The organism is Peribacillus tepidiphilus, from assembly GCF_009466385.1.
Taxonomy (GTDB): domain Bacteria; phylum Bacillota; class Bacilli; order Bacillales; family DSM-1321; genus Bacillus_BN; species Bacillus_BN tepidiphilus.
The window spans coordinates 1-25,453 of record NZ_WIAQ01000035.1; the positions used below are offsets into that span (position 1 = coordinate 1).

Consider the following 25,453-nt stretch of genomic DNA (forward strand, 5'->3'; position numbering starts at 1 on the left):
GTGTTTTGCGCAAAAAAACCTTCTGTTATCTAGTTTTGAAGGAATGAATTATTCCTTAATATAAAGTAGGCTCGGTGACGATGGCGAAGAGGTCACACCCGTTCCCATACCGAACACGGAAGTTAAGCTCTTCAGCGCCGATGGTAGTTGGGGGTTTCCCCCTGCAAGAGTAGGACGTTGCCGGGCAAGAGAAGATCAGCTAATAAAGCTGGTCTTTTTTTGTGTTTAGCTTTGTGCTTTTTGAGTTATCTCAGAAATTTTCGATAAATATTAATAAATATTTTATCTTGTGTTACTCTCAATGATAGGCCTTGACCTCAAATAAAAATCTGACTAAAGCCAATATAGACATACACTTCAAAAAAGGATTCTACATAGGATAGTAAAGCGTAAACCATTTACCCAAAATCAGAAACGATTCGAAAAACTGTATACACTTTACAATTTGTGGACAGTATAAGGGTATGGAGGTGGAGAAATGAATAGTGCAGCTAATTCGGTTGGGGAAATATGCATTGTGTGTGAACAAAAGAAACGTTTCGGAATTCATCTTTACACATCTTTCATATGTGAAGAGTGCGAAAAGGAAATGATTCAAACGAGTACAAGTGATTCGCGCTATAAATTTTTCTTAGACCAGTTAAAGAAGGTTACAAAGCCAGAGATTTTTTCGTAAAGGGATTCTTTTAGAAGAATCTCTATTTTTTGTTCTATTTTATTAGTTTTATAGAAAATCTGGTACACTAAACTTACCTATATGTAACAGAAGGATGAAGAAAATGGATGTAACACAAAAGAGAACACCGCTTTATGAAGCTCTGAAAACACATATTCAAAAAAATACAATTTCCTTTCATGTACCAGGTCATAAAAATGGGTGCTTATTTGGAGAAAACCTTTCTAATTTTCGAAGCTTCCTACAATATGATGTCACTGAAATCAGTGGATTGGATGATTTTCATAATCCTGAGGAAGCCATATTTGAAGCACAAGAGCTCCTCTCAAGCTACTATAAAACAGAAAAAAGCTATTTCTTAGTTAATGGTTCTACTGTTGGAAATTTAGCGATGATCCTTGGAACTTGCGAGGAAGGTGACCTTGTATTAGTCCAAAGAAATTGTCATAAATCAGTTATTCATGCCCTTATGTTATCTAAGCTACAGCCGGTATTTATTAGTCCTGAGGTAAACAAGGAGTGGAAGGTTGCGAATGGATTATCAAAAGAAACCATTTCAATGGCTCTAAACATGTATCCGAATGTGAAAGCGATCATTTTAACATATCCCAATTATTTTGGGATCGCGTCAAACATAGAAGAAATAATAAAACTAGCTCATTCAAAGGATATCCCGGTTTTGGTAGATGAAGCACATGGAGCACATTTTATTCTAGGAAAGCCTTTTCCAAAAAGTGCATTATCATTGGGTGCAGACGTTGTCGTTCAGTCTGCGCATAAAACACTTCCTGCGATGACAATGGGGTCTTTTTTCCATATAAATAGCAGTCGGGTAAACAAGACCAAAATCGAAAGGTATTTACACATGCTTCAATCAAGTAGTCCTTCCTATCCAATTATGGTTTCACTTGATCTTGCAAGGCATTTTATAGCAAACTTCACTGCCGAAGATAAGGACTTTACGATTCGTTGTATTCAAAAATTTAAAGAGAAACTTAAGAGTTTAAAAGAAATTAGGGTATTGCTTTCACCTAATCAAGATCCTTTAAAGATTACGCTTCAGACAAAAGACAGAGGCAGCGGGTATAAGCTCCAAGAGGTATTAGAAAATGAGGGGATATTTTGTGAGATGGCTGATCCTTATAATGTCCTGCTCGTTTTACCTTTACTAAAAAAAGATCAACCATATCGTTATGATGAAGCATTCATAAAGATTAAGCAGGCGGTAAAAAATTTGCCACAACAAAAAAAACATAACCATGCTTTCATTAGCAATTCGATTTTAATTTCAAAGTTGGAGCTTCCTTATCATGAAATGGGAGATAAGAAAAAGAAACTTATATCACTTGATGATGCCAGTGGGAAGGTATGTGGTGAGACAATTATCCCCTATCCACCAGGAGTGCCGCTCCTTATGGAAGGTGAAAAAATTAGCGAAGAAGCGATCTATTATTTAAATCTCCTCTTAGACATGCAAGCCCGCTTTCATGGGGGAGAGAATTTAATAAAAAGAAAGATTTGCATTTTCGAATAATCGTTCATATATTGTATACTACTCACATGGCGTGTTGTGTTATGCTTGATCACAGCATGTAATCCATCGGAGGTTTAAGAACATGGAACGCGGTATTTTTATAACGTTTGAAGGACCTGATGGTGCAGGAAAGACAACCGTATTACAAATGGTCGGGGAAAAGCTTGCACAATCAGGATTAAAAGTATTATTAACGAGAGAACCTGGCGGGATATCGATTTCAGAACAAATTCGCCAAGTTATTTTAAATAAAGACAATACAAGTATGGATGGCAGAACAGAAGCCTTATTATATGCAGCAGCAAGAAGGCAGCATTTAGTGGAAAAGGTCAAACCTGCATTGGAAAAAGGATATATTGTTTTGTGTGACCGGTTTATCGATAGCTCTTTAGCCTACCAAGGGTATGCGAGGGGGCTTGGCATTAAAGAGGTTTTGACCATTAATGAATTTGCTATAGAGGAAACCATGCCCGAATTGACCCTATATTTTGATATTGAGCCAGAGGAAGGATTAAAAAGAATTTCCACGAATAATTCTAGAGAAGTAAATCGACTGGATATGGAGACACTTTCATTTCATAAGAAAGTGAGAGAAGGGTATCAAATTGTAATTGAACAATTTAAAGATCGATTTTTTATTATTGATGCTTCTCTGCCAATTGAGAGGGTTGTTCGGATTGCTGAGGAAAAAATAATAGAAAAAGTGAAAAAATGATTCCGGCTCTATTCCAGTAAGGTTTGTTATAATAAGTGTATATAGCCGATAGGACGAAAGAGTTTTGCAAAATCATAGGAGGTGCTAAAGTTGAAATTAATTATTGCCGTTGTTCAAGATAAAGACAGCAGTCGTTTATTAAATGCCCTGGTAGACCATAATTTTCGGGCTACAAAGCTGGCTACTACAGGTGGGTTCTTAAAATCAGGAAATACGACGTTTATAATCGGAACGGAAGACATTCGCGTCGAAAAGGCTTTGCAAATCATAAAAGATAACTGTCAATCTAGGGAACAACTCGTAGCACCTGTTTCACCAATGGGAGGTAATGCAGACTCTTATATTCCTTATCCTGTAGAAGTGGAAGTAGGGGGGGCTACTGTCTTTGTTCTCCCTGTCGAACAGTTTCATCAGTTTTAGGAAGTACACTTAATGGGGGCTGCTTATGAAAATTAATCAAGAGCTTCATGTAAAGCTAGATCAGGTCGCAAAAGAGCCAAAAACGGTGGCAATCGGAAATAACCGTTTTAAAGAGCTTGTGCAAAAGCAGGATCAAAAATTACAATATGACGCTCTAAACAAGCTTTTAATGGATATTGAAGGAGCTGGCGAGAGGTTGGCTCGCTCTAGAACCTTCAAAGACTTGGCAAAATATAAAACACTAGTAAAAAAATTCGTTAGGGAAGCTGTCAATTTTGGTATGGAATTAAAGCAATCTCATAGTTGGAACCATTTTGGACAAAGCAGACAGCTGAAAACGGTAGAGACCATTGACCATAAGTTAGTAGAGTTAACAGAAGAAATTATGCAAAAAGAAAAAGATTCCATTAATATATTAGGAAAAATTGGAGAGATTAAAGGTCTTCTCATTAATTTATATACTTAAGCGAGTGATCTTGTATGGCTAAAAATTGGCGAGAGCTAAAAGAGCTGCAGCCTGAAGTAATGACCATGCTTGAAAACAGCATGAAAAAAGGGCGGGTTGCACACGCATATCTATTAGAAGGAGAACGTGGTACAGGGAAAAAAGAAATCTCTTTGGCTTTTGCTAAGCGGTTATTTTGTGAATCTCCTCTAAACGGGACAGAACCTTGTGATATTTGCAGTAATTGCAGAAGAATCAATCATGGTAATCATCCGGATGTTCATGTTATAGAGCCAGATGGTTTATCTATTAAAAAAGAACAAATTCAGCATTTACAAGAAGAGTTTAATAAAAAGGGTGTTGAATCTAAAAAGAAGATTTATATGCTATTGCATGCTGATAAAATGACAGTTCAAGCAGCCAACAGTTTGTTAAAGTTTTTAGAAGAGCCACATGAAGGAACAATCGCATTACTTATTACTGAACAACAGCAACGGATCCTACCTACTATTTTATCAAGATGCCAAATCATTACTTTTAAGCCACTTTCACCGGAGCATCTAAAAAAGAGGCTGGAAGAGCATAGCGTAGATTCTCAAACTGCATCTATCATCTCTCACCTTACCCATAATTTTGAAGAAGCATTAGAAATAAGTTCTGATGAATGGTTTGCACAAGCTCAAAAAATAGTGTTAAAATTATATGAAGTGCTCTGGCACCATTCTCTTAAAGCCTTGTTGTATCTTCAAGAGGAATGGTTCAGTCATTTTAAAGAGAAGGAGCAGCTTGACAGAGGTTTAGACTTATTACTTCTTATTTATAAAGATTTATTATATATTCAGCTGGACAAGCCGGACTTGGTCGTATTCCAATATAAAATTCAAGATTTCGAAAAAAATGCTCTCCGTCTTTCCCAAAGAAAGATTGCGGAAAAAATGGAAGCGATTCTTGAAACAAAGCGACGTCTTATGTCTAATACAAATCCACAGCTGGCTATGGAACAGCTTGTGATGAATCTTCAGGAGGGGTCATCATTTGTATGATGTAGTAGGTGTCCGTTTTAAAAAAGCGGGAAAAATATACTACTTTGACCCGGGGGAGCTAGAAATTCCAAAGGGCGAGTTTGTTATTGTCGAGACAGCTCGCGGCGTGGAGTATGGAAAAGTTGTGATTCCCCGGAAACAGGTAGATGAAAATGATGTTGTTCTGCCATTGAAAAAGGTTCTTCGAATTGCTGATGCAAAGGACAGGCTTAATGTAGAAGAAAATAAAGCGGCTGCTAAAGAGGCTTATGAAATATGCTCTCAAAAGGTTAGTGAGCATCAGCTCGATATGAAGCTTGTTGATGTTGAGTATACGTTCGACCGCAATAAAGTCATTTTCTATTTTACAGCAGATGGTCGTGTTGATTTTAGGGAATTAGTGAAAGATTTGGCTGCTATATTCCGCACACGAATTGAACTTCGTCAAATTGGTGTAAGGGATGAGGCAAAGATGCTTGGCGGAATCGGACCATGTGGGAGAATGCTTTGCTGTTCAACCTATTTAGGTGATTTTGAGCCTGTATCTATAAAAATGGCGAAGGATCAAAATCTTTCATTGAATCCAACCAAAATTTCCGGACTCTGTGGAAGATTAATGTGCTGTTTAAAATATGAAAATGATGAATATGAAACTGCCAAAGAGCAGCTTCCTGATCTTGGGGATATGATTGAAACTCCAAATGGAGCAGGCAAGGTAGTAGGGCTTAATATTCTAGAACGAGTACTTCAAGTGGAATTAGTCGATCAGGATAGAGTATTAGAGTATACTTTAGAAGAAATTCTAAAAGAGGGAGCCGTTTCTATTCAAGCCACAGATTACTAAGGTGGTGAGGGCGTGGATAAAAAAGAAATTTTTGATTCTGTAAGCAGCATGGAAACCCAAATCGGCCATTTATACAAGCAACTTGGGGAGCTAAAGCAGCATCTTGCAGAAATTTTAGAAGAGAATAACACGTTAAAAATAGAAAATGAACATTTGCGAAGAAGGCTAGATCAAGTTTCTCCGTCAAAACAGGCTGAAAAAGGCAAAAAGACGAAGAACCGCCAAAACGCAAAAGATGAAAAAGGTTTTGATATCGGAGAAGGATATGATAATCTAGCCCGTCTTTATCAAGAAGGCTTTCATATATGTAACCTTCATTTTGGAAGCCCAAGAAAAGATGGCGATTGCTTATTCTGTCTGTCCTTTTTAAATAAAAAATAAATAAAAGCCTTCCGTTAGCTGGAGGGCTTTTTGTCTTAATAAGAAATGTTTAACTATTTGAATGAATAGCACTTTCATGCTTCAAGCCACAGCTCTTTGGATAAAATATGATGAATTCCTTAAATAGATTTGAGAGGTGCAGAATTCGAACATGCTTCAAGGTGATGAAAGATTAGATTATTTATTAGCAGAGGATTTGCGGATTATCCAAAGCCCGTCTGTGTTTTCTTTTTCTTTAGATGCAGTATTATTGTCACGGTTTGTTCAAGTGCCTATTCAGAAGGGACAACTTGTGGATCTTTGTTCAGGTAATGGGGTTATTCCATTGCTACTCAGCACGAGAACAAAAGGAACAATAATAGGGATTGAGATTCAAGAAAGATTATTTGATATGGCAGTTAGAAGCATTGAGTACAATAAATTGTCTCATCAGCTTCAAATGATTCATGGTGATATTAAAGAAATCCCTAAACAAATTGGATATGCCAAATATGATGTTGTAACGTGCAATCCCCCTTATTTTCCAACGACTTCTCAAGAAGAAATCAATCGTAATGAGCATTTGGCTATTGCTCGGCATGAAATCATGTGCACTCTCGAGGATGTAATCCGAGTCAGCAGTCAGCTTCTAAAGCAAGGTGGAAAAGCAGCGTTTGTTCATAGACCAGGTAGGCTAATGGATATCTTAACTTTAATGAGATCTTATCGACTTGAGCCGAAAAGGATTCAGTTTGTTTACCCAAAAAGCGGGAAAGAGGCCAATACGCTACTTATAGAAGGAATAAAAGATGGAAGTCCGGATTTAAAAATTCTACCGCCATTTATCGTGTACGATGAACATAATGAGTATACACAAGAAGCAAAGCAGCTGTTATATGGCGATAAGGTGTAAATATTGGAGTATGGTATGGAGAACGTTCACTACTTTTATGTATTAAAATGTAATGACGGTACCTTGTATGCCGGTTATACAAATTGTTTAGAGAAGCGTTTAAGAATGCACAATGAAGGAAAAGGGGCAAAATATACACGGGGCAGAACTCCTGTTACACTAGTATTTCAGCTTGAATTTACAACGAAAGAGGCTGCCATGCGTGCAGAATTTGCATTTAAACAGCTTCCAAGAAGAAAAAAGGAAGCCATTATCGCGAAAAAGGAGTGTATCACTTTTGATTTGGCAGCAAAAGAGTTTTGCTAATGAAGGACAGGAAGGCGCTCTATATCTAGTTCCCACACCGATTGGGAATTTGGAGGATATGAGCTTCCGGGCCATCCGAATTTTAAAGGAAGCGGACGTAATTGCCGCAGAAGATACGAGAAATACGAAGAAGCTTTGCCATTATTATGAGATTGAAACACCAATCGTTAGCTATCATGAACATAATAAACAAGTAAGTGGCAAAAAAATTATGGATCGATTGCGTGAGGGACAGGTTGTGGCTCTAGTTAGCGACGCAGGCATGCCAACCATTTCTGATCCGGGTATTGAACTTGTGCAGGAAGCACTTCAAGAGAAAATTACAGTCATTCCTCTACCGGGGGCAAACGCAGCTTTAACAGCTCTTATTGCTTCTGGCTTGGCACCTCAACCCTTTTATTTCTATGGATTTCTTGATCGCAATGCAAAGGATAGAAAAAAAGAGCTGGAAGAGTTAAAACGACTGAAGGCTACTTTCATTTTGTATGAATCTCCTCATCGTTTAAAGGATACGTTAAAAAATATGGAGCAAGTCCTAGGAAATCGTCAAATCGTACTATGTAGGGAGCTTACAAAAAAATTTGAGGAGTTTATTAGAGGCAGTCTCACGGATGTTATTTCGTGGGCAGAACAGTCAGAAATTAGAGGTGAGTTTTGTATTATTGTAGAGGGGGCAAAAGAAGATCTAGCTGCTACTGAGATTGAATGGTGGCAAGAACTTAGTATAGTGGAACATGTCAATTATTATATTGAAGAAAAATCCTGTAATAGCAAGGAAGCGATCAAACAGACGGCGAAAGATCGCGGAATGAACAAGCGTGATGTATACCACGCTTATCATATTGAGGAATAATCTAATCATGTGACGGTGGTTTTTCCGCCGTTTTGATTTTAATAAAATGGGAAAGGAGTTTTTGCTCCTTTCCCATTTTGCCCCAACAGGGAGTTTTTTTATTTTGCAGCTTGTAAGTTTTCTTGGATTTCTTTTAGAAGAATCTCAGCGCCTTCACGGCTAAGAACAAGCTTACCACCAGCAAAAGAAATGTTATCGTCAGAAACTTCTCCAGTGATTTGGCAAGTCATGTTTGGCTTATATTTCTTTAAAATAATGCGCTCATCATCTACATAGATTTCTAAAGCATCTTTTTCTCCAATTCCCAGTGTACGACGAAGCTCAATTGGGATCACGACACGTCCTAATTCATCAACTTTACGAACAATACCTGTAGATTTCATGTGTATTTTCCCCTCTCATAAATAAATATACTCGATTATTTTATATTTTTTTAATTATTATTCGTCATGATTCGACAAAGTTCTATGATGATTTAATAATACCAGCCATTCCCAAATACGTCAATGATTTTATTTTTATCCCAAATTAGTAAATTAAGGAAATTGAAAAACCTTATATAACAATGTTTTAAATTGATTGTACTTTAAAGTGGAAAGTAAAAAGTGTTACCTAGCTCATATTTTACAAAAAAGGGGATATGTATTTTTCGACATATATCGACAAAAAAGTCACGAATTAAAATAGGTTTGTCGAATAATAAAAAGAGAAATCGACATAATTATATTTATGTTATTTTTTAAGGTAGCCGAGGAAATAATCCTAATGTTATCCGATGAAGGTATGGTACCTGATTAATGAATGATAGTAGGCAGAAAGATACAATCCACATGATTTCATGTATATTTTACAGTTAAATAAGGTAATGATGAGTAAATAGAGATGGATTGTTAAAAGATTACTGATCGTGATTACTTTGAAAAGTGAAAAGCTGCATGATAAATGGAGAATAAGTCATGTAATGCTTGATATATTCGACAGTTTTCTTGATATAATGTAAAGAGAATGGTCGAGTCTATTAGGTGCTTGCTTTTTATTTTTCATGAAAAGCTCTCGTCCATTTGACGGGAGCTTTTGCTTGGAAAAGGGCTTATCGTATGCCTATCATAGGTACTGGTGTGCTAAGGTTGCAGACACTTTTCATAGACTACAAAAAAAAGAGGCAAAGGAGGAAGAAAAGGTGGATCAAAAAAAGACGTTTTATATTACGACACCTATTTATTATCCAAGTGGAAATTTACATATAGGGCATGCCTATACAACGGTTGCTGGGGATGCTATGGCGCGATATAAGCGCTTGAGAGGCTTTGACGTCATGTATTTGACTGGTACGGATGAGCATGGACAAAAGATTGAAAGAAAAGCGGCTGAAGCAGGTGTGACGCCACAGCAATATGTCGATGGTATCGTTGATGGAATTAAGGAATTGTGGAAAAAGTTAGATATTTCCTATGATGACTTTATCCGTACGACAGAAGAAAGACATAAAACAGTTGTAGAAAAAATCTTTAAACAGCTTCTAGATCAAGGAGATATCTACTTAGATCAATACGAAGGTTGGTATTGTACTCCATGTGAATCTTTCTTCACTGAGCGCCAGCTTGTAGATGGCAACTGTCCAGATTGTGGCAGACCTGTAGAGAAGGTAAAAGAAGAATCGTATTTCTTCAAGGTAAGTAAATACGTGGATCGTTTACTTGCTTATTACGAAGAAAATCCAGAGTTCATTCAGCCTGAATCCAGAAAAAATGAAATGATCAATAATTTCATTAAACCTGGTTTAGAGGATTTAGCAGTATCTCGTACGACATTTGATTGGGGCATTAAAGTACCTGGAGATCCGAAGCATGTCATTTATGTATGGATTGATGCACTTACTAACTACATCACAGCCCTTGGATATGGATCAGATAATGATGAAAAATATAAAACATATTGGCCAGCTGATGTTCATTTAATGGGGAAGGAAATTGTTCGCTTCCACACAATTTATTGGCCGATTATATTGATGGCTTTAGATCTTCCACTTCCTAAGAAAGTATTCGCTCATGGCTGGCTTTTGATGAAGGACGGTAAGATGTCTAAGTCTAAAGGAAATGTAGTAGACCCTGTGACATTAATTGACCGTTACGGTTTAGATGCTTTACGTTATTATTTACTTCGTGAAGTGCCTTTTGGAGCGGATGGGGTTTTTACGCCTGAAGGATTTGTGGAAAGAATTAATTTTGACTTGGCCAATGACTTAGGAAATTTGTTGAATCGTACAGTAGCAATGATTGAGAAGTATTTCGAAGGCGTAATCCCAACTTATAATGGATCGAATACTGATTTTGAACAGCAGCTTCTTGAAATGAACAAGGATACGGTTCAAAAATACGAAGAAGCTATGGATAAAATGGAATTCTCCGTTGCTTTAACAACTGTTTGGCAGTTGATTAGTAGAACGAATAAATTCATTGATGAAACGCAGCCATGGGCATTGGCAAAAGATGAAGCAAAACGCGATGAGCTTGCCAGTGTTATGAACCATTTAGCTGAATCTTTACGAATCATTGCGATCCTTCTTCAGCCGTTTATGACAACTACACCGAAGAAGATCTTTTCACAATTAAATATTGACCGTGAAGAGCTGACAAATTGGGATAGTCTTGAAAAGTTTGGAATCATTCCAGCAGGTACTAAAGTAGTGAAAGGCGACCCGATTTTCCCTCGCTTAGATTTACAAGCAGAAATAGAATTTATTAAACAGAAAATGCAGGGTACTTCTACTGAGACAAAAGAAGATAAAGAAAAGCAAGAAGCAGATGTTCCAGAGGTAAATGAAATCACAATCGACGATTTTACGAAAGTAGAATTAAGAGTTGCTGAAGTACTGCAAGCTGAACAGGTTAAAAAGGCAGATAAGTTATTAAAGCTTCAGCTTGATTTAGGTTATGAAAAGCGACAAGTTGTTTCTGGTATTGCTCAATATTACAAGCCAGAAGAATTGATAGGGAAAAAAGTAATTTGTGTTACAAACTTGAAGCCAGTTAAGCTTAGAGGCGAGCTTTCTCAAGGTATGATCCTTGCAGGAAGTGTGGATGGAAAGCTATCTGTTGCAACAATTGATCCTTCTATTCCAAACGGAGCAAAAGTAAAATAAAATACTAATATAGGGAAGAAGGTTTCATAAAAAACTTTTCTCTCTCCATAGGAAATTATTTAAGCATACTTGTTAATCGAAGAATCGAGCAGCGAAGTCGAGTAATCATGACAGGAAATAAGAAATTGTTGTCATTAATTTGTGGAAGGTTTCACGTGGAACCTTCCTTTATTTTTTAGAAAAACATCGAATACTATAAGTACTGAATGGAAAAAGATCATAAATATTGTAGACAAATTAAACTCTGCAAAAAATGAGGATCATATATTTTTGTTAAATAATAAATAAGCTTGATTGTTTGCAAAGAAATTTTTCACATGTAGAATAGTAACAATTAGGATAAAGAGAATGACGGACATTTTATATACAGTTTTTGTAATATATTTGTTACCAAATTGTGAAACATGAATTTCATTTTTCTTAATAAACTAGGTGCTAGAAAGGAAGAAATACATGCTTTTTGATACTCATGCCCATTTGAATGCAGAACAGTTTGAAGAAGATCTGAAAGAGGTGATTGAAAGAGCTAAAGATGCTGGTGTCTCAAATATTGTTGTAGTGGGTTTTGATAGACCCACAATAAAAAAAGCTATGGAGCTTGTAGAAGAATATGATTTCATCTATGCCAGTGTAGGATGGCATCCTGTTGATGCAATAGATATGACGGATGAAGATCTAGCGTGGATTGAAGAGTTAGCTGCACATCCGAAAGTCGTAGCTTTAGGGGAGATGGGTCTTGATTATTATTGGGACAAATCTCCAAAAGATATTCAAAAGGAGGTATTTCGAAAGCAAATTCATTTGGCTAAGAAAGTAAAACTGCCAATTATTATCCATAATAGAGATGCAACACAAGATATACTAGACATCTTGAAAGAAGAGGGAGCAAGTGAAGTTGGAGGAATTATGCATTGCTTCAGCGGTAGTCCGGAAACAGCTAAAAGATGTGTAGACATGAATTTTTACATATCTTTAGGTGGACCGGTAACGTTTAAAAACGCTAAAAAGCCGAAAGAAGTAGCAGCAGAAATCCCGTTGGAAAAACTATTAATTGAAACAGATTGCCCGTATCTTGCACCACATCCATATCGAGGAAAGAGAAATGAACCTAGCTACGTGAAATTAGTAGCTGAGCAAATTGCAGAAATAAAAAATGTGACATATGAAGAGGTTGCGGAAATTACAACACGAAATGCAAAAAAATTATTCGGCATAAATTGATAGAGGATGATGTCGAATCTCAAGGAGGCTTGTCTGAAAAAAACTTGTTTCTAAAAAGTTCTACAATTCTTTTTTGAAACATAGGATGACCATGTCGACAAGTCTCCCTTTTCAAATTACAAGAATCTATTCATAATAGGATGTACGTTTGAGAGAGAAGGGTTTATTTTTGACAATTCTATTTTTCATCGATAGGAAGGGGGAGTTTTACATCGCGATTTTTAGCATGAGAGACCTGTTTTCCAAGTCTTTTAGCAAAAAGAGATTGACCATTATTCTTACTAGTTTCACAGTTTTAGCGGTGACTATGGGAACGATGTTCTATCACGGAACAAAAAAAACCGTTGCTCTGACGATAGATGGTCAAGAAAAAGTAGTCAAAACGCATGCCTCTACAGTCCAGGATCTATTGAAAGATTTGAAGATTGAGGTATCAGCTAAAGACTATTTGTATCCCTCGAGTAACACAAAGGTTAAAGATGATCTAGAAGTTGTTTGGACACCTGCAAGACAAGTAACGCTGACCCTTAATGGGAAAACTAAGAACGTTTGGACTACAGCAGGTACTGTAGGTGAACTGTTAAAGGAATATAAGCTGGAAGTTAAAAATGAGGACAAAGTTTCCCCATCCTTGGATACTGCGCTTCAAAGCAAAATGAAAGTGGCCTTTGAAAAAGCATTTCTTCTCCATTTAGTGGACGGTACAAAGGCAAATCAGGTTTGGTCAACTTCGACTACGGTCGCTGACTTTTTAAAGCAACAAGGAATTATTCTGAATGAACTAGACCGAGTTGAGCCAGGTTTAAATGACCAGGTAAAGGAAAAGGGCACTGTAAAAATTGTGAGAGTAGAAAAAGTCACCGATGTAGTGGAAGAACCAATTAACTTCGCAGTTATTTCAAAAAAGGACAGCAATCTTCCAAAAGGGAAAGAAAAGATTGTTACAGAAGGGAAAAAAGGCTTAAAGTCTAAACAGTTTGTAGTAATTAAAGAAAACGGAAAAGAAGTGAAAAGAACGCTTTTATTTGAAAAGCTCATTCGTGAAAAACAGGATCAAGTAATTGCAGTCGGTACAAAAAATCTTGTAGCTCATGTATCCAGAGGAAGCGATCCATCAGCAAACTCCAGTGGAAGAGAGCTTTGGGTAAGTTCTACAGCATATACTGCTAGTTGTAATGGCTGTTCTGGAATCACGGCGACAGGGTTTAATTTAAGAAATAATCCAGGAGCGAAAATCATTGCTGTTGATCCAAGGATTATTCCACTGGGATCAAAAGTATATGTAGAAGGCTACGGTTATGCAATCGCTGCGGATACTGGTTCGTCTGTTCGCGGAAATAAGGTTGATGTATTTTTTTCTACAAAATCACAGGCTTATAAATGGGGAGTACGTAAAGTCAAAATTCGCATTTTAAATTAGTTCTGTACAAGAAACTAGAATTTATATATGATTTTAATGGTTAGAGCGGAGGATGATGAATCCTCTGCTTCAGACTGTTGATAAACGCTCGCATTCATCGTCACGAACCCTACTTCGGTGCTCATTACCATTTAGGGTAACTCCGCTCCTCGCACGGGTTCGTTCCTTGACTGACAAGCGTTTTCAATCAGTCTGAATGTGCTTGAAATTTACTTTGTCAACAAACTAAGGCGGAGGATGATGAATCCTCTGCTTTTTGTTTCTAAAAAGGGTATAATAGGTTGTAAATCATTTATAAATATGACGAACTCCACTCTTAAAAGGTTTCAATTTTTGGAGGAGAAAATGAAAATAAAAGAAATCATTGTTGTTGAAGGAAAAGATGATACGGTTGCAATTAAAAGAGCATTAGATGCAGACACCATCGAGACGAATGGGTCTGCAGTAAACGCTTCTGTGATTGAACAAATAAAACTGGCTCAAGAAAAAAGAGGCGTTATTATTTTTACGGATCCCGACTATCCTGGAGAAAGAATTCGTCATATTGTTTCTTCAAATGTGCCAGGATGCAGACATGCTTTTCTTCCGAAGAAACTGGCTAAGCCAAAATCCGGTAAAGGGATTGGAGTGGAGCATGCTAGCCCTGAAGCGATCAGAGAAGCATTAAAAGAAGCACAATTTATAAAAGAGGCATATATCGAAGAAATTTCTCAACAGGATCTTTTAGATGCTGGGTTAATTGGTGGACCAGGATCTAAAACAAAAAGAGAGAAGTTAGGATTAAAATTAAAAATTGGATATACCAATGGAAAGCAATTATATAAAAGACTTAACATGTTCCAGATTACACGTGAAGCATTTTTGAAGGCGATGTTTGAAATTGAGCAGGAGGAGCAGAATGCATAAAGATATAGCAACCCCGGTTAGGACGAAAGCCATTTTAGAAAAGTACGGATTTTCTTTTAAAAAGAGTTTAGGACAGAATTTTTTAATTGATACGAATATCTTAAGAAGAATTGTTGAATTTGCCGGTCTGACAAAAGAAAGTGGTGCCATTGAAATCGGTCCGGGCATCGGTGCTTTGACAGAACAGCTGGCAAAATATAGTAAAAAAGTGGTCGCATTTGAAATTGATCAAAGATTGTTGCCAATTTTAGAGGATACACTTTCTCCATATGATAACGTAAAGGTCATCCATTCAGATGTATTAAAGGCAAATGTTGCTGAAACCATTAAACAAGAGTTCCAAGACACTGAGGATTTAATGGTAGTAGCCAACTTACCATATTATGTGACAACTCCGATCATTATGAAACTATTAGAAGAGCAGCTGCCAATTAGAGGGATGGTTGTCATGCTTCAAAAAGAGGTGGGAGATAGGATTTCTGCAAAGCCAGGGACAAAGGATTACGGTTCTTTATCGATCGCTGTACAATATTATACAAAAGCTGAAACAGTCATGATTGTCCCGAAGACAGTATTTATGCCGCAACCAAATGTTGATTCAGCTGTTATTCGATTAACGAAAAGAGACAAGCCTCTTGTTTCTGTAAAGGATGAGGAATTTTTCTTTACTGTTACAAGAGCGAGTTTTGCTCAACGAAGAAAAACGCTGCAAAATAATTTAACAAGCCAGTTACCGAATGGTAAAGAGAAAAAGAATGAAATAATTGCCGCAATTGAACGTGCAGGAATTGATCCGCAAAGAAGAGGAGAAACTCTTTCGATTGAAGAATTTGCAAAACTTAGCGATGAGCTGTTTGACGAATTTAAAAATTAATAGAGGAAAGGATTAAGGGGCTGTCCAATAAGACGAATTTTCGGCTTTTGGATGGCCCTTTTTATGTTCAAGAATATGGATCTATCACCATATAGTCTAAAACAACAATCTATGCGAAAAGAACCAAATTTTATTACGGAAGTGTTTAGTCTGTTTCATCTCCTTATCATTAGGCACATATTATCTTTTCATTGCATAGGTTAAAAAGAGAAGAAATTTGACAGATTAAACCGAACTGTCAAGAGGTGAAGACCATGAGCATTCAAATAAATGATATTGTAGGAAGAATATCTTATCAATGTGATGTTCTTTTTCGGGTTATTGATATAAAAGAAGTAAATGGAACGAAAATGGCTGTTTTATTTGGTGAGGATTTACGTTTAATCGCAGACGCACCTTTTCATGATCTAATGCATGTGAACTCGGATGTTAGAAATGAAATAAAACATAAGAATGAAGAGCTTATTGAACAGTCTCTAAAGCTGTTTGCTCAGGACTTTGAGGTTTTGAAGCAAAAGAGAAATTATGAAACAAGCAAGGGATATCGGCACAGTGGGGATTTTTTTCAAATGCCAGGTAAAGTGCTGCATTTAGACGGCGATCCCTCCTATTTGCAAAAATGTATGGATATGTATGAGAAAATAGGCATCCCAGTCCAAGGTATTTATTGTAATGAAAATGAAATGCCTTTAAAAATAGGGTATTTTATAGATCGTTATCGTCCGGATATTTTAGTCATCACTGGTCATGACGCGTATTCGAAAGCAAAAGGGAAAATGATGGACATTCAAGCATATCGCCATTCCAAGCAATTTGTTCAAGCGGTAAGAGAGGCAAGAAAAAAGATTCCACATCTAGATCAGCTTGTGATTTTCGCTGGTGCATGTCAATCTCATTTCGAATCACTCATTCAAGCTGGAGCCAATTTCGCAAGCTCTCCTGCAAGAGTAAACATACACGCTTTGGACCCTGTTTATATCGTTGCAAAAATCAGCTTTACTCCTTTTATGGAAAGGATTCATGTATGGGATGTTATTAGGAATACTCTGACAGGTGAAAAAGGATTAGGGGGTATTGAAACAAAAGGGGTTTTACGTACAGGTATGCCTTACAACAAAATACCACAAGATGAGGAAGAATGAGGCTGATCCAAAACAAAGAGTCAGTTACCCTTTAGCAACTGCAGGCGGGAGCAAGATACTTAGGATCAGCTTTATTTTAAAGGAGAGATCCGTTAAAAGTAGCATGGCTATTCATTACATAATTTTTGGTTAATTGGATACGATAAAAAATGTTGTATGCATGGTAAAATTTGCGGCGAAAAACCATTGACAAACAATTTTATGTGCTGATATAATTTAATATTTTATTTGACGGATCATTCGTATTTGTGATATACTACACTTAGTGAGGTGGACCGATCATGCCAAAAACTTTAGCTGATATTAAGAAAGCCCTTGATTCTAACTTAGGAAAAAGGCTGCTTCTAAAAGCGAACGGTGGAAGAAGAAAAACGGTTGAGCGTTTAGGAACATTGGCGGAAACCTATCCATCTGTGTTCGTAATTGAGCTTGACCAGGATGAAAATGCATTTGAAAGAGTCTCCTACAGCTATGCGGATGTACTTACAGAAACTGTACAATTAACCTTCTTTGATGAAACAGCAGGAAACGTGGCTTTAAGTGGGCAGTAAACATTTGTTTACTGCTTTTTATTTTGGTAAAAATGTCTAATGTAGGTATTCATGAATGATATTTTTTGATGCAAACTAAGATTGTCTTGGCATGCGGAAGGAGTTGTTACTTTGGGCAGAAGAAGAGGCGTCATGTCTGAAAGGTTCAAGGAAGAACTTGCTAAGGAGCTGGGCTTTTACGAGGTTGTCCAAAAAGAAGGCTGGGGCGGAATAACGGCCCGTGATGCTGGAAATATGGTGAAAAGAGCCATTCAATTGGCACAGCAACAGCTTTTAGAAAAAAAGTAATCGTTTTGCAGATATACAGCGACTTAATTGAACATGCCGATGACAAAAGGAGGGTTTCCCTAAAGCTTTGCTTTTTGGACACCCTCTTTATCATATCTTATTTTGAATTATGCTTGATCTCCTACATATTTTATCGTACTTATCATCCATATAATTCATGGAGAAGCCATTGAAAAACGCTTTAGAAAATAAACAGATATGGTAAAATAGGACAAGGACTTTTAAGAACGTAAAGTAGGTGGATAGATTGAAGCTTATGGAGAAAGCACCCGCAAAGATTAATCTTGCATTAGATGTGCTCTTTAAGCGCCCAGATCATTTTCATGAAGTTGAAATGGTCATGACAACTGTAGACTTAGCTGACCGAATAGAACTGAGTGAATTAAAAGATGATGAAATTAAAATCCTTTCACATAATCGCTATGTTCCGGATGATAGTCGAAACTTAGCCTATCAAGCCGCAGATCTTTTAAAAAAACGTTATGATATAAAGCAGGGTGTAGCTATTGCTATAGAAAAAAACATTCCTGTGGCTGCAGGATTAGCAGGTGGCAGCAGTGATGCCGCAGCTACTTTAAGAGGTCTGAATAAACTTTGGAAGCTTGGTTTATCAATGGACGAGCTAGCTGAAATAGGTGCGGAAATAGGTTCAGATGTTTCTTTTTGCGTGTATGGTGGAACGGCTTTGGCCAAAGGAAGAGGTGAGAAAATAACGCATCTTCCTGTACCGCCAAGCTGTTGGGTTGTACTCGCTAAGCCAACTATTGGTGTTTCGACTGCAGAAGTTTATAAACGCTTGAATCTCTCAAATGTCGAACATCCTAATATACGAAAGATGGTCGAGGCAATTGAGCAAAATAATTACGAAAAGGTTTGCCAAAATGTTGGAAACGTATTAGAGAGTGTTACTCTCTCTCTTTACCCTGAAGTTAAACATATTAAAATGCAAATGAAGAAATTTGGATCAGATGCTGTTTTAATGAGCGGAAGCGGGCCGACTGTGTTTGGATTGATTGAACATGATTCAAGAATGAATCGGGTTTATAATGGACTACGCGGTTTTTGTGATCAGGTTTATGCCGTTCGATTGTTAGGTGAAAGAAATTACCTTGAATAAAGCCGTATATTCCTGTAAGATAATTTTAATAATATTCGGGTTTTAGGAGGTATTACCCTTGAAATTTCGTCGAAGCGAACGGCTTGTGGATATGACTCATTATTTATTAGAAAACCCCGGTCAGCTCGTACCTCTCACTTTTTTTGCTGATAGGTACGGATCAGCTAAATCATCTATTAGTGAAGACTTAACAATCATTAAAGAAACCTTTGAGCAGCGTGGAATTGGAACACTTGTAACGGTGCCAGGTGCTGCAGGCGGAGTTCGATATATTGTCAGTATAAAAAAAGAAGAAGCCGAAAAGTTTATTGATGAAATGTGCGGAATTATGGAAAAGCCGGAAAGATTGCTCCCTGGCGGCTATTTGTATATGACGGATATTTTAGGTGACCCTCAGTTTGTAAACAAGGTTGGACGTCTTATTGCTTCAGCTTATGCAGAAAGGGAAATAGATGTCGTCATGACAATGGCGACAAAAGGGATTCCTATTGCTTATGCTGTAGCTAATCATTTGAACGTACCGGTTGTTATTGTAAGAAGAGATAATAAAGTCACCGAAGGTCCAACCGTAAGTATTAATTATATTTCGGGGTCTTCTAAGCGAATTCAGACAATGCTTTTATCTAAGCGTAGTTTAGCAGTGGGTTCAAAGGTGCTTGTAGTGGATGATTTTATGAAGGCTGGCGGAACCATTAATGGGATGATTAGTTTACTTGATGAATTTGATGCAACGGTTTCTGGCATTGCGGTGTTAATTGAATCAGAAGAAACGGAAGAGCGTTTGGTAGATGATTATATCTCTCTTTTAAAGCTTTCGGAAGTAGATGTAAAAGAGAAAAAAATTCATGTAAGTGCAGGCAATTATTTTGAAAAGGCGATCAACGCTTTATATTAGGAGGATGTAAAAATGAAAGCTATTCATACGAATGACGCACCTGCTGCGATCGGTCCATATTCTCAAGGGATTATCGTAAACAATATGTTTTACAGCTCAGGACAAATTCCTTTAACAGCAAATGGTCAAATGGTAACAGGAGATATCACGGCTCAAACCCACCAGGTTTTCAAAAATCTTGAAGCAGTATTAAAAGAAGCGGGAGCATCTTTTGATACGGTTGTAAAAGCCACTGTTTTTATTAAAAACATGGATGATTTTGCTTCAGTAAATGAGGTTTATGGACAATATTTTTCTACTCACAAGCCAGCACGTTCATGCGTAGAAGTTTCAAGACTTCCAAAGGATGCATTAGTTGAAATTGAAGTAGTTGCATTAGTGAAATAAATCAATATAAAAGAAGCCGTACGACTCGTAAAGATAACGTCTCGTACGGCTTCTTTTACTATGTTCGGAAAATGACTTTAGTTACTCTCTATTCATACTTATTTATAAAAATTCCAAATGTTCACAAATTTAACTTAATTTTTTGAAAAAAATTTACTTATAAAGAAGGATTATGAAAGATCGATGTTGAATAATCTATCCAAGTCTTTATTTAGGAAAAAGGTGGTGAACATAAATGGAAGTAACTGACGTAAGATTACGCCGCGTAAATACGGATGGCAGAATGAGAGCGATTGCATCTATTACATTAGATAATGAATTTGTAGTTCATGATATTCGTGTAATTGATGGCAATAATGGACTTTTTGTAGCTATGCCTAGCAAGCGAACTCCAGATGGAGAATTTCGTGATATTGCACATCCAATCAACTCCTCGACTCGCGGAAAAATTCAAGATGCTGTGTTAGCAGAATACCATCGTCTTGGAGAGTTAGAAGGATTAGAAGAAGTAGAATTAGAAGAAGCGGGAGCTTCCTAATTCGACAAAATGATATCATTCACAACAGGAGCCTGCTTCATAGTAAGGCTCTTTTTTCTAGGTTATATTTATATCCTGACATTTCGATGTTTATTTCTCCTCAGGAAAAACGCCTCGATCACTCCTCCTAAAAAGCCCTATTCCCATTTCTGTTATTAATTTCTACTATATCTAGATGAAAAAATAGGTACATTTCTTAGTTACCTTGAAAACCATCATTATTTAAGATATATTTTACTATGGATAAAAAGGTAAACGGAGGCGTATTATGAATAATCGCTATGCAGTAATATTGGCTGCTGGAAAGGGAACTCGAATGAAGTCCAAGCTTTATAAAGTATTGCATCCTGTTTGTGGCAAGCCAATGGTACAGCATGTTATTGACCAAGTTTCAAAACTTCATATAGAAGAAATCGTTACGATTATTGGCCATGGTGCAGAAAAAGTAAAAGCTCAACTTGGATCATCCAGTTTATATGCTTTACAAGAAGAGCAGTTAGGGACTGCCCACGCTGTCATGCAGGCAGAAGCGCATTTAGCTTCTAAAAAAGGTACGACTCTTGTGGTTTGTGGAGATACTCCACTAATTAAGGCTGAAACGATGGAAGCGCTTTTAAAGCAACATGAGACTCAAGGTGCAAAAGCATCTGTGCTTACTGCTACGGTAGAAGACCCCACTGGTTATGGAAGAATCATCCGAAATGCTGAAGGGTTCGTCGAGAAAATTGTCGAGCATAAAGATGCTACAGACGAAGAAAAGAAAGTGAAAGAAATTAATACAGGAACATATTGTTTTGATAATGAAGCGCTATTCTCGGCTCTAAAAAAGGTTTCAAACGATAATGCTCAAGGAGAATATTACCTTCCTGATGTTATTGAAATTCTTAAATCTCAGGGCGAAATTGTAACAGCCTATCAAACGGAAGATTTTGAGGAAACGCTGGGTGTTAATGACCGTGTTGCACTATCTCAGGCTGAAAAAATTATGAGAAGCCGTATAAATGAGTATCATATGAGAAACGGAGTTACTTTAGTTGATCCTGAACATACGTATATTGAGACAGATGTAGAAATTGGGCAGGATACAGTCATTTATCCAGGTACAACAATTGGCATGGGAAGTAAAATTGGCGCAGAAGCAGTAATTGGTCCGAACAGTGAGATAAAAAATTGCACAATTGGAGATCGAACTGTTATTCGACAATCAGTCGCACATGACAGTGAAATTGGTACTGATGTAACAATTGGTCCTTTTGCTCATATCCGACCACAATCCCAAATTGCCGATGAAGTAAAAATTGGTAATTTTGTGGAAGTTAAGAAATCTATATTTGGAAAAGGAAGCAAAGCGTCTCACTTAAGTTATATCGGAGATGCTGAAGTAGGCAGCAATGTAAATCTTGGATGCGGGTCCATTACTGTCAACTATGATGGGAAAAATAAGCATCTTACCAAAATTGGGGATGGTGTATTTGTTGGCTGCAACTCGAATCTAGTAGCACCGGTTACAATTGGCGAGGGTGCATATATTGCTGCAGGTTCAACGATTACTGAGGATGTTCCGGCACAGTCTCTTTCTATTGCAAGGGCACGCCAAGTAAATAAAGAGGATTATGTAAAAAAATTAAATATAAATAAATAACCAGTGGAGGTTCATCATGTCGAATCAGTATTTAGACCCTAATTTAAAAGTTTTCTCACTAAACTCTAACAAAGGATTAGCTGAAGAAATTGCGAAAATAATTGGGGTCGAGCTAGGAAAATGCTCGGTTTCACGTTTTAGTGATGGAGAAATCCAAATTAATATTGAAGAAAGTATCCGTGGATGTGATGTTTTCGTTATTCAATCTACAAGCCAGCCTGTTAATGAAAACTTAATGGAGCTTTTAATCATGATTGATGCTCTAAAACGCGCTTCCGCAAAAACGATTAATATCGTAATGCCATACTACGGCTATGCACGTCAAGATCGTAAAGCTCGTGCTCGCGAACCAATCACAGCAAAGCTTGTTGCTAATCTATTAGAAACAGCAGGAGCTACTCGTGTAATAACACTTGACTTGCATGCACCACAAATTCAAGGCTTCTTTGATATTCTAATCGATCACCTGATGGGAGTACCGATTCTAGCAGATTATTTCCGAGGTAAGAATTTAAATGATATCGTTATTGTTTCTCCTGACCACGGTGGTGTGACGCGTGCCCGCAAAATGGCTGACCGTCTAAAGGCTCCAATTGCAATCATTGACAAACGTCGCCCTAGACCAAATGTGGCTGAAGTCATGAATATTGTGGGTAACATCGAAGGGAAAACTGCGATATTGATCGATGATATTATTGATACAGCAGGGACAATTACACTAGCTGCCAATGCATTAGTTGAAAACGGTGCGAAGGAAGTGTATGCATGCTGTACACACCCTGTTCTTTCCGGTCCAGCGATTGAAAGAATTCAAAATTCCAAAATTAAAGAGCTTGTTGTAACAAACACTATTGCGTTACCAGAAGAAAAGAAAATTGATAAAATTATCGAGCTATCAGTTGCTCCATTAATTAGTGAAGCTATTATCCGCGTTCACGAAGAGCAATCTGTAAGTACTTTATTTGATTAATAGTAAAAGACCTGTCCGTGTAGGACAGGTCTTATTTTCATTTTTCGATATAGATAACGAATCTTTTTATCCATGTTTAGACTTATGAAAAATAGGGCACTTTTTATAATATGTAGAAATTCCAATTTATATGGTAGGAAGGTGTTATATTATGAGTAGTGCACTACTTGCAGAAGAAAGAAAGGAATTTAAACGATCCACTCTAAGTGGTTTAAGAGATAAGGGGTATATCCCTGCAGTCTTATATGGTGGAAAAAAAGGAAGTGTAGCGATATCTGTAGATCGTTTAGAGTTATTGAAAACAATTCGCGAAGTGGGTAGAAACGGCATTATTAGTCTTGAGGTAGAGGGAAAACAAGAAAATGTAATGTTGAAAGATTATCAAATGGATCCACTGAAAAATGAAATTGTACATGTAGACTTTTTTATTGTAGATTTATCTGCTGAAATAGACGCAGAGGTTCGTGTAACGCTTGTTGGGAATTCAGCTGGTGTTAAAGACGGAGGGGTTCTTCAACAATCTCTTCACGAAGTATCTGTAACAGCCAAACCAAAAGAAATTCCTGAAGCCATTGAGATCGATGTTACAGACCTGCAAGTGGGTGATACGATAACGATTGGTGATATTCGAGATCAATATAGCATAACGATTAATCATGAAGACTCTGAAACGATTGCCTCCGTTCTGCCTCCAAAACAAGAAGAAGAAATCAACACAGGTGAGGAACAAGAAGGTGGCGTACCGGAAAATGAAGAAGGACGTGAAACAGAAGCTTCTGCAGCGTCCGAAGCTAAAGAAGAGTAATCATTTTTTGAAGCGTAACTGAAATATGGTTGCGCTTTTTATAATGGGTGTTGCATTGTAAAGATACAAAATGATCTATTTTTTCTATTTGCTTAAATGATTGGTTTATGTCTAAAATAATATTTACTTAATAAACAGAGGATTTTATTTAAGCTTGGGGAATTTAATAATCGTGGGATTGTATGGAGTGTGAAAGATGAAAATTTTTATTGGGCTAGGAAACCCTGGTAAGCAGTATGAAAAAACCAGACATAACATTGGGTTTGAAGTCATTGATGCATTGTCTGAAAAATGGGGTATTCCTTTAGATCAAGCTAAGCACAAAGGAATCTATGGGATCGGTCATGTAAAAGGTGAAAAAGTTCTTTTATTAAAACCCTTAACATATATGAACTTATCTGGTGAAAGCATTGGAGCGGTTCTCGAGTATTATAAAGAAGAAGTTGACAATTTAGTTGTCCTTTATGATGATCTAGATTTACCTGTTGGGAAAATTCGTTTGCGACAAAAAGGGAGTGCAGGCGGACATAATGGCATAAAGAGTACAATTGCTCATCTACGGACCCAAAATTTTAACCGTATTCGAATAGGTATTGGAAGACCTACTGTTCCTATGGCTATTACAAACTATGTATTGGGCAGATTTAGTGAAGAAGAATGGGCAGAAATGAAAAAAGTGATGGAAAAATGTACAGAGGCTTGCGAGGATTGGATTGATACACCATTTTTACAAGTTATGAATAAGCATAATGCAAATTAAATATTTTTCAATCGATCAATCAATAGTTCTTTTTTAAAAATAGATCCATTCTGCTGTGAATAAAATAATGGTATTCAAGCCTATACTAGCATTAAAGTGAAACTACAATTTGTAGTGGTATGATTCTTTAACCGCTAAGAGTTAGTTGAATGTACACGCAATGAACATTTCTTCATCTAAGATGTTAATTGCGGGACAAATGCTAGAGGGGGTTTTAAAATGGCTCTCCATTACTTCTGCAGGCATTGCGGAATGAGTCTGGGTACCATAGATGAAAAGATGATTGGATCCGAACAGCTTGGATTTCACCTTTTAAATGAAGAAGAAAGACAAGAAATGATTAGCTATCAATCTACAGGTGATATTCATGTCAAGTCGATATGCCATGATTGCCATGAAGCCTTGCATCGCAATCCCGATTTTCATAATATAGATTATTTAATACAATAATAACTAAAGCTTTGGATTTTAAGTCCAAAGCATTTTTCCGTTTCATTATTCCAATTGTATAGAGGAGTTAAAATATTTGAAAGTTGTGAATAGATCTGAAGGAATGGATAGGAAAATAAAGGGTAGTGTCAAAAGTTCTATGAAAAACTAGTTCTAGGCATCTCCGCCAGGATTTCAGGAATAGCCAAGTCCGCAATCGCTCTTGACAAACAGTCGAAAAAGGTTGCGATACGGCCATCAAGGGCGAAGGGAACAAA

At 37.1% G+C, this 25,453-nt stretch carries 29 protein-coding genes and 1 rRNA gene; 29 read left to right on the forward strand and 1 reads right to left on the reverse strand.

Annotation, left to right across the window (positions count from 1 at the left end; all coding sequences use genetic code 11):
* Positions 1 to 70: 70 nt before the first annotated feature.
* The 12 genes from rrf to rsmI all read left to right on the forward strand — a co-directional run bounded on the left by rrf (position 71) and on the right by rsmI (position 8,088).
* Positions 71 to 186: ribosomal RNA gene (gene rrf / locus GD441_RS14860) — 5S ribosomal RNA — on the forward strand.
* A 292-nt stretch (positions 187 to 478) separates the two neighbouring features.
* Entirely contained in the window at positions 479 to 676 is a 198-nt protein-coding gene (locus GD441_RS14865; protein ID WP_153127218.1) for a sigma factor G inhibitor Gin, read from the forward strand.
* A gap of 103 nt (positions 677 to 779) precedes the next feature.
* Positions 780 to 2,210 carry an aminotransferase class I/II-fold pyridoxal phosphate-dependent enzyme gene (locus GD441_RS14870; RefSeq protein ID WP_153127219.1) on the forward strand — a complete coding sequence of 477 codons (1,431 nt, stop codon included), beginning with the start codon at positions 780 to 782 and terminating at the stop codon, positions 2,208 to 2,210.
* Positions 2,211 to 2,292: 82 nt separating this feature from the next.
* Positions 2,293 to 2,925: a dTMP kinase gene (gene tmk, locus GD441_RS14875; protein ID WP_153127220.1), complete on the forward strand. Its 633-nt coding sequence runs from the start codon at positions 2,293 to 2,295 to the stop codon at positions 2,923 to 2,925.
* A 90-nt stretch (positions 2,926 to 3,015) separates the two neighbouring features.
* Positions 3,016 to 3,345, forward strand: coding sequence for a cyclic-di-AMP receptor (locus GD441_RS14880; protein ID WP_153127221.1), 330 nt, complete (start codon positions 3,016 to 3,018; stop codon positions 3,343 to 3,345).
* A gap of 25 nt (positions 3,346 to 3,370) precedes the next feature.
* A complete protein-coding gene (locus GD441_RS14885) occupies positions 3,371 to 3,811 on the forward strand; it encodes a YaaR family protein (RefSeq protein ID WP_153127222.1) in 441 nt (146 codons plus the stop codon).
* A 14-nt stretch (positions 3,812 to 3,825) separates the two neighbouring features.
* Positions 3,826 to 4,833 (forward strand): DNA polymerase III subunit delta', encoded by a 1,008-nt coding sequence (holB, locus tag GD441_RS14890; protein ID WP_153127223.1) that lies wholly within the window; start codon positions 3,826 to 3,828, stop codon positions 4,831 to 4,833.
* Positions 4,826 to 5,656 carry a competence/sporulation regulator complex protein RicT gene (ricT, locus tag GD441_RS14895; protein WP_153127224.1) on the forward strand — a complete coding sequence of 277 codons (831 nt, stop codon included), beginning with the start codon at positions 4,826 to 4,828 and terminating at the stop codon, positions 5,654 to 5,656. The genes holB and ricT overlap by 8 nt, the downstream gene beginning before the upstream one ends.
* Before the next feature lie 12 nt (positions 5,657 to 5,668).
* Positions 5,669 to 6,037: a DNA replication initiation control protein YabA gene (yabA, locus tag GD441_RS14900; RefSeq protein WP_153127225.1), complete on the forward strand. Its 369-nt coding sequence runs from the start codon at positions 5,669 to 5,671 to the stop codon at positions 6,035 to 6,037.
* A gap of 151 nt (positions 6,038 to 6,188) precedes the next feature.
* Positions 6,189 to 6,929 (forward strand): tRNA1(Val) (adenine(37)-N6)-methyltransferase, encoded by a 741-nt coding sequence (locus GD441_RS14905; RefSeq protein WP_153127226.1) that lies wholly within the window; start codon positions 6,189 to 6,191, stop codon positions 6,927 to 6,929.
* 15 nt (positions 6,930 to 6,944) lie between these two features.
* Entirely contained in the window at positions 6,945 to 7,235 is a 291-nt protein-coding gene (locus GD441_RS14910) for a GIY-YIG nuclease family protein (protein WP_153127227.1), read from the forward strand.
* Positions 7,210 to 8,088 carry a 16S rRNA (cytidine(1402)-2'-O)-methyltransferase gene (gene rsmI / locus GD441_RS14915; RefSeq protein WP_153127245.1) on the forward strand — a complete coding sequence of 293 codons (879 nt, stop codon included), beginning with the start codon at positions 7,210 to 7,212 and terminating at the stop codon, positions 8,086 to 8,088. Before GD441_RS14910 ends, rsmI begins: the two co-directional genes overlap by 26 nt.
* Positions 8,089 to 8,186: 98 nt before the next feature.
* Here rsmI and GD441_RS14920 read toward each other — a convergent pair whose 3' ends face one another.
* Complete coding sequence (locus tag GD441_RS14920) at positions 8,187 to 8,471, reverse strand: AbrB/MazE/SpoVT family DNA-binding domain-containing protein (protein ID WP_153127228.1); 285 nt, start codon at positions 8,469 to 8,471, stop codon at positions 8,187 to 8,189.
* A gap of 797 nt (positions 8,472 to 9,268) precedes the next feature.
* Between GD441_RS14920 and metG the strand changes: the two genes are divergently transcribed.
* The 17 genes from metG to GD441_RS15005 all read left to right on the forward strand — a co-directional run bounded on the left by metG (position 9,269) and on the right by GD441_RS15005 (position 25,196).
* Complete coding sequence (gene metG, locus GD441_RS14925) at positions 9,269 to 11,230, forward strand: methionine--tRNA ligase (RefSeq protein WP_225434255.1); 1,962 nt, start codon at positions 9,269 to 9,271, stop codon at positions 11,228 to 11,230.
* Between the two features lie 453 nt (positions 11,231 to 11,683).
* Complete coding sequence (locus GD441_RS14930; protein ID WP_153127230.1) at positions 11,684 to 12,451, forward strand: TatD family hydrolase; 768 nt, start codon at positions 11,684 to 11,686, stop codon at positions 12,449 to 12,451.
* A gap of 169 nt (positions 12,452 to 12,620) precedes the next feature.
* Positions 12,621 to 13,871: a ubiquitin-like domain-containing protein gene (locus GD441_RS14935; protein WP_338091719.1), complete on the forward strand. Its 1,251-nt coding sequence runs from the start codon at positions 12,621 to 12,623 to the stop codon at positions 13,869 to 13,871.
* A 345-nt stretch (positions 13,872 to 14,216) separates the two neighbouring features.
* Positions 14,217 to 14,777 (forward strand): ribonuclease M5, encoded by a 561-nt coding sequence (rnmV, locus tag GD441_RS14940; protein ID WP_153127231.1) that lies wholly within the window; start codon positions 14,217 to 14,219, stop codon positions 14,775 to 14,777.
* Positions 14,770 to 15,651, forward strand: coding sequence for a 16S rRNA (adenine(1518)-N(6)/adenine(1519)-N(6))-dimethyltransferase RsmA (rsmA, locus tag GD441_RS14945; RefSeq protein ID WP_153127232.1), 882 nt, complete (start codon positions 14,770 to 14,772; stop codon positions 15,649 to 15,651). Before rnmV ends, rsmA begins: the two co-directional genes overlap by 8 nt.
* A gap of 254 nt (positions 15,652 to 15,905) precedes the next feature.
* Positions 15,906 to 16,793, forward strand: coding sequence for a sporulation peptidase YabG (gene yabG / locus GD441_RS14950; protein WP_153127233.1), 888 nt, complete (start codon positions 15,906 to 15,908; stop codon positions 16,791 to 16,793).
* Positions 16,794 to 17,074: 281 nt separating this feature from the next.
* Positions 17,075 to 17,344: a biofilm formation stimulator Veg gene (veg, locus tag GD441_RS14955; protein ID WP_153127234.1), complete on the forward strand. Its 270-nt coding sequence runs from the start codon at positions 17,075 to 17,077 to the stop codon at positions 17,342 to 17,344.
* Positions 17,345 to 17,455: 111 nt separating this feature from the next.
* On the forward strand, positions 17,456 to 17,632 hold the full coding sequence (locus tag GD441_RS14960; protein ID WP_153127235.1) for a small, acid-soluble spore protein, alpha/beta type: 177 nt from the start codon (positions 17,456 to 17,458) through the stop codon (positions 17,630 to 17,632).
* Positions 17,633 to 17,870: 238 nt separating this feature from the next.
* Entirely contained in the window at positions 17,871 to 18,749 is an 879-nt protein-coding gene (ispE, locus tag GD441_RS14965) for a 4-(cytidine 5'-diphospho)-2-C-methyl-D-erythritol kinase (RefSeq protein ID WP_191992203.1), read from the forward strand.
* A gap of 58 nt (positions 18,750 to 18,807) precedes the next feature.
* Positions 18,808 to 19,644 (forward strand): pur operon repressor, encoded by an 837-nt coding sequence (gene purR / locus GD441_RS14970; RefSeq protein WP_153127237.1) that lies wholly within the window; start codon positions 18,808 to 18,810, stop codon positions 19,642 to 19,644.
* A gap of 12 nt (positions 19,645 to 19,656) precedes the next feature.
* The gene (gene ridA / locus GD441_RS14975; protein WP_153127238.1) at positions 19,657 to 20,031 is read left to right on the forward strand and encodes a 2-iminobutanoate/2-iminopropanoate deaminase; all 375 of its coding nucleotides are present in this window, start codon (positions 19,657 to 19,659) and stop codon (positions 20,029 to 20,031) included.
* Between the two features lie 235 nt (positions 20,032 to 20,266).
* Complete coding sequence (gene spoVG, locus GD441_RS14980) at positions 20,267 to 20,569, forward strand: septation regulator SpoVG (protein ID WP_153127239.1); 303 nt, start codon at positions 20,267 to 20,269, stop codon at positions 20,567 to 20,569.
* Between the two features lie 268 nt (positions 20,570 to 20,837).
* Positions 20,838 to 22,211: a bifunctional UDP-N-acetylglucosamine diphosphorylase/glucosamine-1-phosphate N-acetyltransferase GlmU gene (gene glmU, locus GD441_RS14985; protein WP_153127240.1), complete on the forward strand. Its 1,374-nt coding sequence runs from the start codon at positions 20,838 to 20,840 to the stop codon at positions 22,209 to 22,211.
* A 16-nt stretch (positions 22,212 to 22,227) separates the two neighbouring features.
* Positions 22,228 to 23,181 carry a ribose-phosphate diphosphokinase gene (locus GD441_RS14990; protein ID WP_153127241.1) on the forward strand — a complete coding sequence of 318 codons (954 nt, stop codon included), beginning with the start codon at positions 22,228 to 22,230 and terminating at the stop codon, positions 23,179 to 23,181.
* A 151-nt stretch (positions 23,182 to 23,332) separates the two neighbouring features.
* A complete protein-coding gene (locus GD441_RS14995) occupies positions 23,333 to 23,986 on the forward strand; it encodes a 50S ribosomal protein L25/general stress protein Ctc (RefSeq protein ID WP_153127242.1) in 654 nt (217 codons plus the stop codon).
* A 196-nt stretch (positions 23,987 to 24,182) separates the two neighbouring features.
* Positions 24,183 to 24,746: an aminoacyl-tRNA hydrolase gene (pth, locus tag GD441_RS15000; protein WP_153127243.1), complete on the forward strand. Its 564-nt coding sequence runs from the start codon at positions 24,183 to 24,185 to the stop codon at positions 24,744 to 24,746.
* 219 nt (positions 24,747 to 24,965) lie between these two features.
* On the forward strand, positions 24,966 to 25,196 hold the full coding sequence (locus GD441_RS15005; protein ID WP_153127244.1) for an anti-sigma-F factor Fin: 231 nt from the start codon (positions 24,966 to 24,968) through the stop codon (positions 25,194 to 25,196).
* Positions 25,197 to 25,453: the final 257 nt, after the last annotated feature.